The following is a 14984-nucleotide window of genomic DNA, read 5'->3' on the forward strand; positions in this document are numbered from 1 at the left end:
TGACTTAATCTACAATTATGGTATATTTATAATCGAGTTAGCACTTAAAGATAAAGAGTGCCAACCAGAGGGTGAGCATATGTTAACGGAAAGGCAAAATTTAATTCTCCGCTTGATCATCCAAGACTTTACTGAAACTGGTCAGCCAGTTGGTTCGAAAAGGTTGATGGAAGAAGGCGTACAAGCAAGCTCGGCAACAATTCGCAATGATATGAAAGTATTGGAAGAAAATGGCTTAATTGAAAAGACTCATTCATCTTCCGGACGAGTACCTTCGAAAAAAGGTTATCGTTATTACATTGATCATTTATTGACGCCAGCTAAGGTGAATAAGCAAGAAGTAGAGCAAATTCGTTCTTCCTTAAAAAAAGACATTCATGAGATTGATGATATTATTTCACAATCAGCCAAAATTTTATCAGAAGTTACTAGTTATACAGCATTTTCTTTAGGACCTGAGATGAAGGACCGGACGTTGACAGGGTTTAGAATTGTTCCTTTGAATGACCGTCAGATTTTAGCAATTATCGTGACAGACAAGGGAAATGTAGAAAGCCAAGTCTTTAGAATTCCTGAGAATGTAGCAAGCAGTGACTTAGAAAAAATGGTGAAGATCATTAATGACCGTCTAGTCGGTCAACCGCTCTTAACAGTCTATCAGAAGTTAAGAACGGAAATTCCGATGATTTTACATCGTTATTTTCAAACAACTGATGGTATTGGCCGATTGTTCGATATCATTTTAAATGAAGCTTTTGAGGAAAAAGTTTTTGTCAGTGGTCGGATGAATATTTTGAACGCAAATCCTGACGATTTATCTCAGTTCAAATCAATGTATTCATTGATGCAAGATTCCGATGAATTGACAAAATTACTTTTACCAACTGATCAAGAGATTCATGTTCGCATGGGTGCTGAATTGGGAGATCGCATGTTTGATAATTTGACAATGGTGCAAGCCAACTATCAAATTATTGGTCATGGTCGCGGCACAATTGCTTTATTGGGACCGACTTCAATGCCTTATTCGAAAATATTTGGTTTATTAGATGTTTTTCGTTACGAACTGACAGCAATACTGGATGATTATTATCGTTCCCTTGATTTGAATCACTAAAATATTCCTCAGAAAGGAAGAGCAAAGTGGCAGAAAAAAACAAACACGATGATGCGGAATTGAATGAAGAAATGGATCAGGAAATTGAGACAACAATTGAAGAAAACGAAATTTCTGAGTTTGATCAATTAACCGCAGAGTTTAATGAGATGGAAGATAAGTTTTTGCGGGCACGAGCAGAAATTGCTAATATGCAAAACCGCAACAAAAATGAGCGAGAACAATTAGTTAAGTATCGTTCACAAGATTTAGCTAAAAAAATTCTACCTGTGATTGACAACCTTGAACGTGCATTAGCTACTGAAGTAAATGATGATCAAGGTGCTAGCCTTAAAAAAGGTGTGGAAATGGTGTTAGAAAGTCTGACTGTAGCTTTGAAAGAAGAAGGAATTACAGAAATTCCAGCAGTTGATGTTGTATTTGATCCAAATCTGCATCAAGCAGTGCAAACAATTCCTGCAACTGATGATGTTCCTACAGATTCAATTGTGGAAGTATTGCAAAAGGGCTATCAATTACATGATCGCGTGTTACGCCCAGCGATGGTTATTGTCGCACAATAAAAAAATTCACTGATTCGTCAGCTTAAAAAATAAAGGAGACTGAAAATTATGAGTAAAATTATTGGTATTGACTTAGGTACAACAAACTCTGCCGTTGCCGTATTAGAAGGTAATGAAGCAAAAATTATTGCAAATCCAGAAGGTAACCGTACAACTCCTTCTGTTGTGTCATTCAAAAATGGAGAAATCCAAGTTGGTGAAGTAGCAAAACGCCAGGCGGTTACTAATCCACATACTGTTTCATCAATCAAACGTCATATGGGTGAAGCTGGTTATAAAGTTGAAATGGATGGCAAATCTTATACACCTCAAGAAATTTCAGCAATGATCTTACAATATATGAAAGGTTTTGCAGAAGATTATTTAGGTGAAAAAGTTGAAAAAGCAGTTATTACTGTTCCTGCTTACTTTAATGATAGTCAACGTCAAGCAACAAAAGATGCTGGTAAAATTGCTGGTTTAGAAGTTGAACGGATCGTTAATGAACCAACTGCAGCAGCTTTAGCATATGGTTTAGACAAAACTGACAAAGACCAAAAAATCTTAGTATTTGACCTTGGTGGTGGTACATTTGACGTATCAATCCTTGAATTAGGTGATGGTGTCTTTGATGTATTATCAACAGCTGGTGACAACAATTTAGGTGGGGATGATTTTGATAACAAGATCATTGACTATCTGGTTGCTGAATTTAAAAAAGAAAATGGTATTGACTTAAGTTTAGATAATATGGCTATGCAAAGATTGAAAGATGCAGCTGAAAAAGCCAAAAAAGATTTATCTGGTGTAAGCTCAACTCAAATTAGCTTACCATTTATTACAGCAGGCGATGCTGGTCCATTACACTTAGAAAATACGTTATCTCGTGCAAAATTTGATGAAATTACTGCTGATTTAGTTGAAAGAACTAAAACACCAGTCCGTCAAGCATTAAAAGATGCTGGACTTTCTCAATCAGAAGTTGATGAAGTGATTTTAGTTGGTGGTTCTACTCGTATTCCAGCAGTAGTTGAAGCAGTACGTAAAGAAACTGCTAAAGAACCAAATAAATCAGTGAACCCAGATGAAGTAGTTGCCATGGGTGCTGCTATTCAAGGTGGCGTTATCACTGGTGATGTAAAAGATGTTGTTTTACTTGATGTCACTCCATTATCTCTAGGGATTGAAACAATGGGCTCAGTCTTCACTAAATTGATTGACCGCAACACAACAATTCCAACAAGTAAATCTCAAGTATTCTCGACAGCGGCTGATAACCAACCAGCAGTAGATATTCACGTGTTACAAGGTGAACGTCCAATGGCAACTGATAATAAAACTTTAGGTAGATTCCAATTAACTGATATTCCACCAGCTCCACGTGGTATTCCTCAAATCGAAGTAACATTTGATATTGATAAAAACGGGATCGTAAATGTTTCTGCCAAAGACTTAGGCACACAAAAAGAACAAAAAATTACGATTAAATCTTCTTCAGGTTTATCTGATGATGAAATCGAACGGATGGTTAAAGATGCAGAAGCAAATGCTGAAGCTGATAAAGTTCGTAAAGAAGAAGTTGATTTACGTAATGACATTGATGCCTTATTATTCTCAGTTGATAAAACTTTGAAAGAGTTAGAAGGAAAAGTTGACGCTGAAGAAGTTAAAAAAGCCGAAGAAGCTCGCGATGAATTAAAAGCTGCTGTTGAAGCTAACAACATCGAAGACATGAAGACTAAACGTGATGCATTGAATGAAATCGTTCAAAGCTTAACTGTAAAACTTTATGAACAAGCAGCTCAACAACAAGCAGAAGAAAATCCAGAAGCTGCACAAGGTGGCGCGGATGATGTCGTAGATGCTGATTTTGAAGAAGTTGACGGCGACGACAAAGATAAATAAGCTTAAGAATAATTAGATAGCGAGACTGAAGCAAAAAACATTTTGGTTTTTGTCTCAGTCTCGTTTCTGATTTAGCTGGTATTCATCTATCGTTAATGGAAACATTGTGATACAATACTAGCGATTCTATTTTATGGAGGAAAACAAATGGCTGAAAAAAGGGATTATTATGAACTCCTTGGGGTACAAAAAGGAGCTTCAGATGATGAGATAAAAAAAGCTTATCGGAAGCTTTCAAAAAAATACCATCCAGATATTAATAAAGAAGCCGATGCAGAAGAAAAATTCAAAGAAATTTCCGAAGCCTATGAAATTTTAAGCGATCCTCAAAAACGAGCAGCCTATGATCAATATGGTCACGCGGGAACCGATCCAAACTTTGGCGGTGGAGCTGGTGGCTTTGGCGGATTTGGTGGCGCCGGAGCTGGTTTTGGCTTTGAAGATATCTTTGAATCATTTTTTGGAGGAGCTGGTGGCGGACGTCAAGCGGATCCTACTGCACCAAGGCAAGGTGCTGACTTACAATATTCAGTTACCTTGGAATTTGAAGAAGCAATTTTTGGTGCTGAAAAAGATGTTAAATATAACCGTGAGGAAACATGTCATACTTGTCACGGTAATGGAGCAAAACCAGGAACACAACCGGAAGTTTGTCATAAATGTCATGGTGCCGGAACAATTAATGTTGAACATCAAACTCCTTTAGGACGAGTTGTTAGTCGTCAAACATGTGATGTCTGCCATGGGACAGGTAAAGAAATCAAAGATCCTTGTCCAACATGTCATGGTTCAGGACATGAAAAACGTCCACACACTGTAAAAGTAAATGTGCCTGCAGGTGTAGAAGATGGTCAACAAATGCGTTTAGCTGAACAAGGTGAAGCAGGTACAAATGGAGGACCTTATGGCGATTTATATGTGGTTTTCCAAGTAAAACAAAGTGATATATTTGATCGTGAAGGACCAGAAATTTATTACACATTACCATTGAGCTTTGTTCAAGCAGCATTAGGTGATGAAATTGCGGTACCAACAGTTCATGGTGACGTTAAATTAAAAATTCCTGCTGGAACACAAACAGGACAAAAATTCCGCTTACGTGGTAAAGGTGCACCACGTTTGAGAGGAAATGTAAATGGCGATCAACAAGTAACAGTAAAAATTGTCACTCCTAAGAATTTAAATGACCAACAAAGAGAAGCTTTAAGAACTTTCGCTGAAGCAGGTGGGCAAACCGTTTCTGAGCAAAAAGAAGAAGGTTTTTTCAATAAGGTCAAAGATGCATTCGGTGGAAAAAAATAAAGTTTAGAACAATCGAGGATAAAACTTCGGTTGTTCTTTTTATTAATCAAATACAGACCCAGAAGTCCTCTTTTGTTATAATTAAATATAAGGAGGGGTCTTATGGGACAAATTGAAGAATTATTTAATCGATTAGCAGAAGATTTTTATCATTATTTATTTGTAGGTAGTATGGATGATGCTGATTCACTTTTAGATACGATTGATTTTTTCTTAGATCGCGTAGATAAACAAAAGTTTAGCTATAAATTAGTGGATTCTAAGACTGTTCTGCAAGTTTATACTGTGGACATTCCTAAAGATTTCCCCGTTTTTTTTTGGTGAAGGCTTATTGATTTATCAAGCGTTGATGGACCTATATTTTGAGTTAAGACAAGTTGATTTAATTTCTAAAGAGGATTTTAAAAAAATACAGACACTACTACAAGAAAACAAAAACTTATTTTTTTACCGATTGATTGATTCAAGCTTTTGGGGAGCAGATAAGAGAAAATTGTTGGTTGAAATGACTGATAATGAAATTATTGATTTTGCTCAAGTTACTAAAACGATGTTAAATGAAATTAATCATGATAAACCACATACGAAAAGTAATGTCATTCCTTTTCCTAATATGGAGATCGATTTTTTTTGAGCCGTTTGAAGATGATGACGGCATGCTAAAGGGATTTCAGTTACGAGTTGATATTGTTGGTGAAAAACCACCTGTTTGGCGGAGATTATTAGTTCCAGAAGAAATTAATTATCGGCAATTAAGTGACATTATGCAAATGATTTTTCAAATAGATCGTAAAGGGAAGTATTCTTTTAAAGCTTTGCAAGGGCAAATTCAAGGAGTCGAAGAGTTAACTGAAACTTATTTGAAGAGTCATCTAGTTAATGTTGAAGATCAGTTAGTTACAAGTTTTATGGGGAAAAATAAGGAACCTTTTCGCTATTATTACTCTTCTTTGGGAAATGAATTAGTTTTAAAAGTGAAAGTAGAAGATTTACTTGGTTTCGAAGATTTCTTTCGGGAAGTTCAACCGATTTGTGCTAAGCTGGTCGGTGAAAATCCTTACGTTAGTCAGCAAAAATTACCTCAACTAGAAGAAATCAATCGAAAACTATCTGTCTATTGGCATAAAGAAATGACATAAAAATGACGCAGTAAGTTTTAAAACTTATTGCGCCATTTTCTTTTATTTGAATGTGCATCATTTAAAACAGGTGCATTGTCAGTAATCAATAGGGCAGCCATAACATAGCCGATCCAGCTATCTCGTGGATAAAGAACATAAGCCGCAGACCACTTGGTAGCATATTTATCTTTGTATTCTTTTAAGCCGCCAAAAGAATAAAAACGAGAACCAAAATTATAGACTAGGTAGGCAATTCGTTCTTGAGTAAAACTTTTTCGAGAAGTTCCTACATTAGCTAAAGGAGCCATTCCCAAATCAAAATATTGGATACCTTGTTCTTGAAAATATTGGAACAAATTAATAAATAGAAAGTCCATCGTTCCCCCAGGAGCTTTTGTCGGACTATGCCGCATAAGGTCAATGGTTGCTAGTTGGTTATTTGTATAGGTTGGCATAAAATTAGCAAATGCAACGATCTCTTGATTTTCATTTCTGATTACCCCAATGGGTGCACGTTGTAAATAATCTTCTGAGAAAAAGCCGAGGGAATAGCCTTTTTCTTTACGACCATTTAACCACTCATCAGAGATATCCTTTAATTGTTGGATTATTTCTTTTGAAAATGGTGGTTGAATGACTTCAAAGATAAAGCCTTGTTTTACTATTTTGTTGAAACTGGCTCTTTGACCCTTCATTTTTTTTCCGCTTAGAGTAAAGTCTGGTAAGTAAACATGGGCTTTTTCGCCAAACTTGATAAAATCATACCCGACTTCATGTAACAACATCACCATGTCTTCGCTATTTTCATAAAAAACAGGTTGATAATTGAAACGATCAGCAATTTCAATAAACTCTTCGGTCGCTTTTTCAAAATCTTCCTTTTTACCTGAAGGATCTCCCATGACTAAAAGCTTATTGTTAAAGCTAGACATTTGGAAAAAGACAGTATCTTCTTCGCCATTATTGTAAATATAGACCTGTTTATCCTTTAAAAAGACCAATTGACTATCAGCATTTCCACCATAATTTGCTAAAATAGTCTCAATCTTTTGTGCATCTAAGTCTTCGCCAATCTTCACTTTTTTCCCTTTTAAATAGCGAACAAAGAATAATACAATCAGTGATACGACTAAGATGGCAATAAAGCCAACTCCCCAAATCCTTTCACTAGGAAATAAGAAAAATTCTGGCAAATGGTGGCGATGATGGATGTGGGGACTATTATAAACGCCAATAACAATATACAAAATAGCTAATCCACCAAAGATAAGTCCATCAATTGTTAGCCATTCCCAACTGTAAACCAATTGTTCTCGATACAATTCATTTTTAGAGAAAATAACGAAAAATAGTAAAAACAAAAGAAAAATCCCTGTTGACAATTGGAAGCCAGCAAAAAATGCATAGATAAAAGTCAAAAGAATTAAAAGAATAGTTGGCCAATAAGCTCGTTTGACTCTGGCTTGAATACCACGACCAGCAATAATTAATAAATAACCTAGCAATATTGCTGGAAAAACAACGATGACTCTTGATTGAATCGGGTTAAGATGATTAAACCAGCTAAACCTGAAAAAGAATTCTGGAATTGTTGCTGATAAAACCATCATGATGCCAGTCAGATATAGTAGGAATACTTCAACTTTATGAAAGATTTCTTTCAATAAATTGATAGGAATGTCATTATAGCGTTGATTGATTGTTGTATTGAAATTTTTAATAAAGAGAGTAACCCCAATAATAAATGGCACAATATAATAAAAAAGTCTAAACAATAACAACCATGCGACAACAGTTTCACGATTAATATTTAGAGCGGATAAGCCAATAATCATCATTAAATCAAAACTACCTAATTCGCCTGGAATCATTGAGGCAATCCCAATTACGGTAGCAGCGATGAATAATGGAATGACCTCACGAATTTCAAATGAGAGCCCCATTAATAATCCAGTAGCAATAAAACTAATTAAAACAAAAGACCATTCTAAGACAGAAGTTAAGATTAATTGGAAACGATGACGGTGAGACAAGTCACCTAAGTATTCACCTTTACCAAATAAGCTTAAGCAAAAAACAATCGGGAAGTATAAACCGCCGGCAATTAACCAAACCCAATACTGGCTTAAATAACTATTTGATTCATCAAAAAAAACTAGGAAAAAGGAAAGGAGGGCATATAACGAAAGCCCCGACATGGTAAAGATTAATATTTTGGATAAAGCTTGAACAACTTTTTTTCCAGTATTTTGTTTTCCATAAAATTCTGAGCGGAGGCCGGCACTGATAAAACCACCAAACCCAGCTAAATTATTCAAAGTATTCACTAGCCAGCTAGTTTCTAGGAGATAAGTTTTTTTTGGTTTTTGACCTAAGAGTTGATTCAAAATAACGTCATAGCCTAACATTGGAAGAATTGCTATCAAACCTATTAAAGCCATTAATAAAATATTAATCGGCGGGATATTTGAAAAAATATCCTTTAATTGATGAAACGAGATAGTCTTAGCAATATTCGATAATTCGTAGAAAACAATCACTATTACAGATATTAAAAAGATTGTTTTTATTTTTTTGGCGTTTCGTTTAAACCAATCAATCAGTTTTTCCATTTTAAGACCTCGTACTTTCTAGAAGAAAGCGTAATACTTCTTCATTAAATCGTTTTGGATTTCTTCTGGCAAACATGTGACCTTGACCTTTAACTAGTGCAAAGCTAGCATTGGGAATGGTACGGGCTAAATACATTGAGTGACTCGTTTTGATAACATCATGTTTTCCAACTATAACTAACGTTGGTGCCGTAATTTCTGCTAGATCTTGACTATTTAAACCAACATCATGAAACAGTAATTTCAAAATAGGTAAAAAATTCCGCATCCCTTTATCAAAGAAGGAACCTAACCAAACAATAGCATATTGTAAATAACTTGCTAGATGAGGTATCAAGCGAACACCGCTGACCAATGTGTTTCCCGCATTTAATACTAAATGGTCACAATGATCCGGATAAAGATGGGCAAAAACCATCGCTAAATTTGCACCATCACTAAAGCCCAACAAGTCAGCTTTTTCAATTTTTTCTTGTTTCATAATTGCCAATAGATCATCTGCCATTAATTGAAAACTCGTTACTTTTTTTGTATTTGTTGACCGTCCATGGCCACGACTATCAACCACAAACACAGTGAAGTACTGACTAAAATTTTCTAATTGTTTTGAGAAATATTTCCCACTACCACCATTTCCATGAAGTAAGAACAAGGCACTACCACTACCATATTTTTCGTAATATATTTCTGAACCGTCTGCTACAACCACTGTTTTATTTTTCACTTTCACATCATCACCTACTATTACATTAGTATAACGATTTCTATGTTTACAATGCAATTAAAAAGAGAGCACCTTACAATAATTAAAGATTGAATAATAATAGTTTAAAGAAATATAAAACTGTCGAAGTTTACTTTTTTATCTTCGTAGCTTCTTGTACTATGTAAGTCATAAGAAATTTAGTTGGATGGTTATCAATGAGAAAAATTAAAAATTTTTTTAAGGGATTCGTTATTTTCATATTAATGGGCGTTTTAATAGTTGCAGGAATTCTATTTTATCGCACGTTTCAATTTACAAAAACAGTTAATGCCTATCGCTCAGAAGTTAGTGAAATTGCTGCAGATGAAGGTATTGAAGAATACACCGACACGATCTTAGGTATTATGTATACTGAATCAAAAGGTCGTGGAACAGATTTAATGCAGAGCTCTGAAAGTGCTTATGGAACAACTGGGCAAATATCTAGCCAAGAAGAAAGCTTGAAACAAGGTGTTAGTCATTTTGCTGAAAGTTTAAAATTAGCGGAGGCTGCCGGTTGTGATTTATCTACTGCTATTCAAGCCTATAATTTTGGTTTTAAATACATCGATTACGTCAAAGAAAATGGTGGTGAAAATACTGTTAGTTTGGCTGAAAATTATTCGCGGGATGTGTTATCACCAGGTATGGGTAATACAGATCAGTCTCAGTATCGCTACATGAAAATTCAGTCCTTGATGTATAATGGTGGTTATTTGTATCGTAATGGTGGCAATATGTTTTATGCTGAAATCGTTGAGATGAACCGTAAGATTCTAGATTTTTTTGCTCCAATGCAAAAGTAAGCGTAATGCTTGAAATTTTTTTGGAATCTGATAAAATGATAAATGTATATTTGTGTCTTTGAGTCGCGCTGATTAGTTTTTGAATTAGGGCGATTTTTGTGGCTGTTATTCTTTTAAAGATAGGGGTGATGGGTATGGCACAGAGAATTCCTCAGGAAGTAATTGATGATGTTAGGGAAAAAACCAATATTGTCGAAGTAATTGGTCAATATGTTCAATTGAAAAAATCTGGAAAAAATTATTCTGGATTGTGTCCTTTTCATGAAGAAAAGACCCCCTCATTTTCAGTAGCAGAAGACAAACAGATCTTTCATTGCTTTGGCTGTGGAAAAGGTGGAAATGTCTTTACTTTTTTACAGGAGATTGAAGGAATTAGTTTTCCTGAATCGGTTCAAAAAGTTGCTGAAATGGAACAAATTCCGTTACAATTAAATATCAACCCACAGACAGAAGTGGTCGAAAATTCAGATCAAAAAAAATTAATTACGCTTCATGAAAAAGCTCGTGATCTTTACAATCATATGTTAATAAACACAGCAGTCGGTGAGGCAGCATTAGACTATCTGCAGCAACGCGGATTAGATGATTCAATCATTGAAGAATTTAAGTTAGGCTTTGCGCCAAATCAACGGGATTTTTTAGTGCAGATTAGTCGTCGTGAAGGTTTTTCTGATGACATTATGGAACGCAGTGGTTTATTTATTCGGCGAGAGGATGGTAGTTTTGTTGATCGTTTTTACCAGAGGGTCATGTTTCCTTTAAATGATTTTCGTGGAAAAACAATCGGTTTTTCAGGACGGTTGCTAAAAACAGCAGAATATCCTGGTGAGGATCAGCCAAAATACCTGAATTCCCCTGAAACTGAGTTATTTAACAAGCGAGTCGTGCTTTTTAATTTTGATAAAGCTCGGAATGAGATTCGTAAACAAGGCGAAGCAATCTTGTTTGAAGGTTTTATGGATGTGATTGCTGCTTGGCGAGCTGGTATTAAAACGGGGTTAGCTTCAATGGGTACAAGTTTGACCGAACAACAAATGGCGGCGATTGAACGAATCACAAATCAGGTAATCATTGCTTATGATGGTGATTCGCCTGGAATGGCGGCAACCGAACGAGCCATCACTAGTTTTAGTAATCACTCTCGAATAAATGTTTCTGCTGTTACCATTCCAGAACAATTAGATCCAGATGAATATTTAAAAAAATATGGTGCTGAAGCATTACAAAATTTATTTCAGCATGGCCGGCAAACACCTTTTGTTTTTAAGATGAATTATTACAAAAAAGGCTTGAACTTAGATAATGAAAATGATCTGTTGACTTATTTAAACGAGTTGATGCAGGATTTAGCAAAAGTTCAGTCACCGGTTGAGCAGGATTTATATTTAAGTCAATTAGCAGATAATTTTCAGTTATCAAAAGATAGCTTGAAACAACAACTACAATTGGCAAGAAACCAGGTGCGTAATGAACGGCGTCAAACCAATGTACAAAGTGCACCACAAGTAGCAGTTCAGCAGCTATCTCAAACAGAAAAGGCTGAACAAATGTTAATTTATCGTAGTATGAATGAGCCGATGGTGAGAGAAGAACTAATCGCTGGCGGATTTCAATTTGTACACGATCAATATCAGGAATTGCTTCTTTATATCGATAGTTATATGATAGTTCATGGGAATTTTATTTTAGCGGATTTCTTGAATTATTTAAAGGATGATGGGATGAAGCAATTGATCGTCGACATCTCCATAATACCTATGTCACAAGATAGTAATGAACGGGAAATTTCTGATTTGAAAAAAGTTATTGCGCTGACTGGCCTAGCTGAAGAAATCAAAAAACGACAATTAGAGCAGCTTGAAGCCAGAAAAACCGGCAATCAACAAAAAGAATTGGAATTAACGGTTCAAATTATTGAACTGACTAAGCGCTTGAAACAAGCCTAGAAGTGAAAGGGGCATTTTGTATGGCAAACAAAACAGAAAACAAAGAGTATCAAAAAAGATTACAAGCCTTTATTAAGGAAAAGAAACCATTGGGACAAGTGGTTTATGATGAATTAACCAACAAAATGGCGACACCTTATGCTTTGAACGCTGAAGAAATGGATATATTGATCCAAAAAGTGGAAGATGCTGGGATTAGTGTCGTTGATGAAAACGGCGAACCTTCTAAAGCCAGCTTGAAAACACAAGAAAAAACAGCTGAAAAAGCAAAAAATGAAGATTTATCTGCACCAACAGGTGTAAAAATTAATGACCCCGTTCGTATGTATTTAAAAGAGATTGGTCGTGTTTCATTATTAACAGCTCAAGAAGAAGTTGAGTTAGCATTATTAATTGAACAAGGTGACCAAGAAGCTAAACAAAAATTAGCCGAAGCCAACTTACGTTTAGTGGTAAGTATTGCCAAACGTTATGTCGGTCGGGGCATGCAATTTCTTGATTTAATTCAAGAAGGGAATATGGGCTTAATGAAGGCCGTTGAAAAATTTGATTACCGTAAAGGATTTAAATTCTCAACTTATGCTACTTGGTGGATTCGTCAAGCAATTACACGTGCGATTGCTGACCAAGCAAGAACGATTCGAATTCCAGTGCATATGGTCGAAACCATTAATAAATTAATCCGAGTACAACGTCAATTACTTCAAGATTTAGGTCGCGAACCGACACCAGAAGAAATTGGAGCGGAAATGGATTTACCAACTGAAAAAGTTCGTGAAATTCTAAAAATTGCGCAAGAGCCAGTATCTTTGGAAACACCGATTGGTGAAGAAGATGATTCACACTTAGGTGATTTTATTGAAGACCAGGAGGCTACTAGTCCGGCTGAACATGCAGCATCTGAAATGTTAAAAGAACAATTAGAAGATGTGTTAGACACCTTAACTGATCGTGAAGAAAATGTTTTGCGATTGCGTTTTGGTTTAGATGACGGCAGAACTCGTACGTTAGAAGAAGTAGGTCGGGTATTCGGTGTAACAAGAGAACGGATTCGACAAATTGAGGCAAAAGCTTTAAGAAAATTACGTCATCCATCTCGCTCAAAACAATTAAAAGATTTCTTAGAATAAAAGATCAAAAATGGAGCATGGATATTATTATCTGTTGCTTCATTTTTTTTATTCAAATATTAAATTTATAGAAATCTAGCAAAACATCTTTTACCTTGGTAGAGGATATGATAAATTTAACAGTAAGAATGAAAAAAAGGAGCAGATTTCATTGCATAAATGTCCCAATTGCGGTTTTGAACCCGTTGATGGCAGAGCTATTTGTCCAAACTGTGGTTTTGAGTTAACCGCCAAAAATGATAGAGCGAAAAAAAATGATGAAATTGAGTGGTCAGAGTTAGCATCTATGCCGATTGATTCGGTTAAGGAAATGTTTAGTGCTACAAACGATGAATCACCTGAAGATAACGAAGGTTCTCAAGATGAATTAAAAATTGTCGAAAAGAAAGCGGAACATTTACCTGAAACGGAAGCATCTTTTGACAGAACCAATCCAATTTTGGAACAATATATCCGAGAACATAAAGAAGAATCGGAAAAGTTAAAAGAAAAGTCAAGTGCTGAAGAAAAGGCCGAAGCTGAAAGAAAAGCACTAATTGAAGCTGAGCAAGCCAAAGTTATCGCAGCAGAGCAGGCCAAGGCAGCAGCGGACAAAACTCGTTCGTTGGAGAGTCATAAAGAAAGCAATCAAGAACCGCCTAAAAAAGGAAAAAAAGGTCGCAACATTGCGATAGCTGCAGTTATTTTAGTAGCACTATTAGGTGGAGGTGGTTATTACTACTCTTACCAACAGGATCAAGCGGCAGAAGAAGCCGCAGCAGAGAAAGCTGCGGCTGATAAAAAAAATAATCAAGCAATTGACGAAATTGAAGCAGAAATAACTGATTTTTATACTAATAGTAAGCAAGTCTTTCTAAAAGTTGATAAAGTCGATACTAACACAGCTAAAATTGCAGAAGAGATTAATCAATATAAAAAGAATGACCGTTATAAAGAATTAAAAAATAGTTATGATACTTTAACAGCAAAACAAAAAGATGTTCAAGCAGTTAACAATCTATTTACATCTACGGCAATTAACGGTGACATCTTAGCGAGCGATTTAAAATTAAAAGCAGCAGAAGATGTTACTCTAACTGTTGATACAAAAGATAACCAGTTTAACGATTTGTTAAATGAAGCAATTAATCAAGCTAAAACGCAGTATGATCAAATTATTGATTTGAGGAATTCTGTAAGTACTCTTATTACTAATGGTACAGTTGCAAGTACAGCTACTCGTTCGACTTATAATGCAACAATGCAAAAAGCTGGAACTGTTCCAAATCAAGAACTCATCACAGATCAAGTTAATCAATTGGCAGAAGTAAACCAAACTTTAACCGAATGGGAAACTGCTGCCAGTGAATCAGCAAGTCGTGCTGAGAAAGAGGAAGAAACTACTTCAAGTAGTGAATCTTCAACAAGTTCACCCTCATATAGTATGAGCGGTAATAATCAACCTATTATGTCAACAAACCAAAGTCAAGTTGCAGATTCTGGTAATAGTGCTTGGTCTTGGAATAGTGGTGTGCGCGAAAAATTCTTGCAAACAGTAATTGATCGTGGTTATGTTACTGAGGGTGGTTATTCACTTGTACCAGTTCAAATTCAAGGTGACGAAGGATATTACAATTTATTTGCAACTAACAATCAATCCGATTTAACTAAAGGATATACGTCCGCTGATTTACCAATGTATGTTGTAACTGTTAATTGTAAAACTGGTTGGTTTAAGGGAAATGGCGGCGGCGGAAGCAGAAGCTAAAATAGTAAAAA

At 35.6% G+C, this 14984-nt stretch carries 13 protein-coding genes; 11 read left to right on the top strand and 2 right to left on the bottom strand.

Going from position 1 to position 14984, the window contains the following annotated elements; all coding sequences use genetic code 11:
• Window positions 1-79: 79 nt before the first annotated feature.
• The 7 genes from hrcA to ID741_RS09675 all read left to right on the top strand — a co-directional run bounded on the left by hrcA (window position 80) and on the right by ID741_RS09675 (window position 6005).
• On the top strand, window positions 80-1117 hold the full coding sequence (gene hrcA / locus ID741_RS09645) for a heat-inducible transcriptional repressor HrcA (RefSeq protein ID WP_218325035.1): 1038 nt from the start codon (window positions 80-82) through the stop codon (window positions 1115-1117).
• 26 nt (window positions 1118-1143) lie between these two features.
• A complete protein-coding gene (grpE, locus tag ID741_RS09650) occupies window positions 1144-1680 on the top strand; it encodes a nucleotide exchange factor GrpE (RefSeq protein ID WP_218325036.1) in 537 nt (178 codons plus the stop codon).
• Window positions 1681-1728: 48 nt separating this feature from the next.
• Window positions 1729-3564, top strand: coding sequence for a molecular chaperone DnaK (gene dnaK, locus ID741_RS09655; RefSeq protein WP_218325037.1), 1836 nt, complete (start codon window positions 1729-1731; stop codon window positions 3562-3564).
• Window positions 3565-3711: 147 nt separating this feature from the next.
• Complete coding sequence (gene dnaJ / locus ID741_RS09660) at window positions 3712-4866, top strand: molecular chaperone DnaJ (protein ID WP_438719823.1); 1155 nt, start codon at window positions 3712-3714, stop codon at window positions 4864-4866.
• Between the two features lie 102 nt (window positions 4867-4968).
• Window positions 4969-5190 (top strand): hypothetical protein, encoded by a 222-nt coding sequence (locus ID741_RS09665; protein ID WP_438719824.1) that lies wholly within the window; start codon window positions 4969-4971, stop codon window positions 5188-5190.
• A gap of 7 nt (window positions 5191-5197) precedes the next feature.
• Entirely contained in the window at window positions 5198-5500 is a 303-nt protein-coding gene (locus ID741_RS09670) for a hypothetical protein (protein WP_438719825.1), read from the top strand.
• A gap of 22 nt (window positions 5501-5522) precedes the next feature.
• Window positions 5523-6005, top strand: coding sequence for an IS1096 element passenger TnpR family protein (locus ID741_RS09675; protein WP_438719826.1), 483 nt, complete (start codon window positions 5523-5525; stop codon window positions 6003-6005).
• 17 nt (window positions 6006-6022) lie between these two features.
• Here ID741_RS09675 and mprF read toward each other — a convergent pair whose 3' ends face one another.
• Window positions 6023-8599, bottom strand: a complete 2577-nt coding sequence (mprF, locus tag ID741_RS09680; RefSeq protein WP_438719827.1) for a bifunctional lysylphosphatidylglycerol flippase/synthetase MprF — start codon at window positions 8597-8599, stop codon at window positions 6023-6025.
• 1 nt (window position 8600) lies between these two features.
• On the bottom strand, window positions 8601-9329 hold the full coding sequence (locus tag ID741_RS09685) for an alpha/beta fold hydrolase (RefSeq protein WP_438719828.1): 729 nt from the start codon (window positions 9327-9329) through the stop codon (window positions 8601-8603).
• Between the two features lie 191 nt (window positions 9330-9520).
• Here ID741_RS09685 and ID741_RS09690 point away from each other — a divergent pair, with 191 nt between their 5' ends.
• The 4 genes from ID741_RS09690 (at window position 9521) to ID741_RS09705 (ending at window position 14973) form a co-directional block, all read left to right on the top strand.
• Window positions 9521-10150, top strand: coding sequence for a lysozyme family protein (locus ID741_RS09690; RefSeq protein WP_218325042.1), 630 nt, complete (start codon window positions 9521-9523; stop codon window positions 10148-10150).
• A 134-nt stretch (window positions 10151-10284) separates the two neighbouring features.
• Complete coding sequence (dnaG, locus tag ID741_RS09695; protein WP_438719829.1) at window positions 10285-12096, top strand: DNA primase; 1812 nt, start codon at window positions 10285-10287, stop codon at window positions 12094-12096.
• A gap of 20 nt (window positions 12097-12116) precedes the next feature.
• Window positions 12117-13226, top strand: coding sequence for an RNA polymerase sigma factor RpoD (rpoD, locus tag ID741_RS09700; RefSeq protein ID WP_218325044.1), 1110 nt, complete (start codon window positions 12117-12119; stop codon window positions 13224-13226).
• A 151-nt stretch (window positions 13227-13377) separates the two neighbouring features.
• Window positions 13378-14973, top strand: a complete 1596-nt coding sequence (locus tag ID741_RS09705) for a cell division site-positioning protein MapZ family protein (protein ID WP_438719830.1) — start codon at window positions 13378-13380, stop codon at window positions 14971-14973.
• Window positions 14974-14984: the final 11 nt, after the last annotated feature.

The organism is Enterococcus sp. AZ103, assembly GCF_051714685.1.
Classification (GTDB): domain Bacteria; phylum Bacillota; class Bacilli; order Lactobacillales; family Enterococcaceae; genus Enterococcus_A; species Enterococcus_A alishanensis.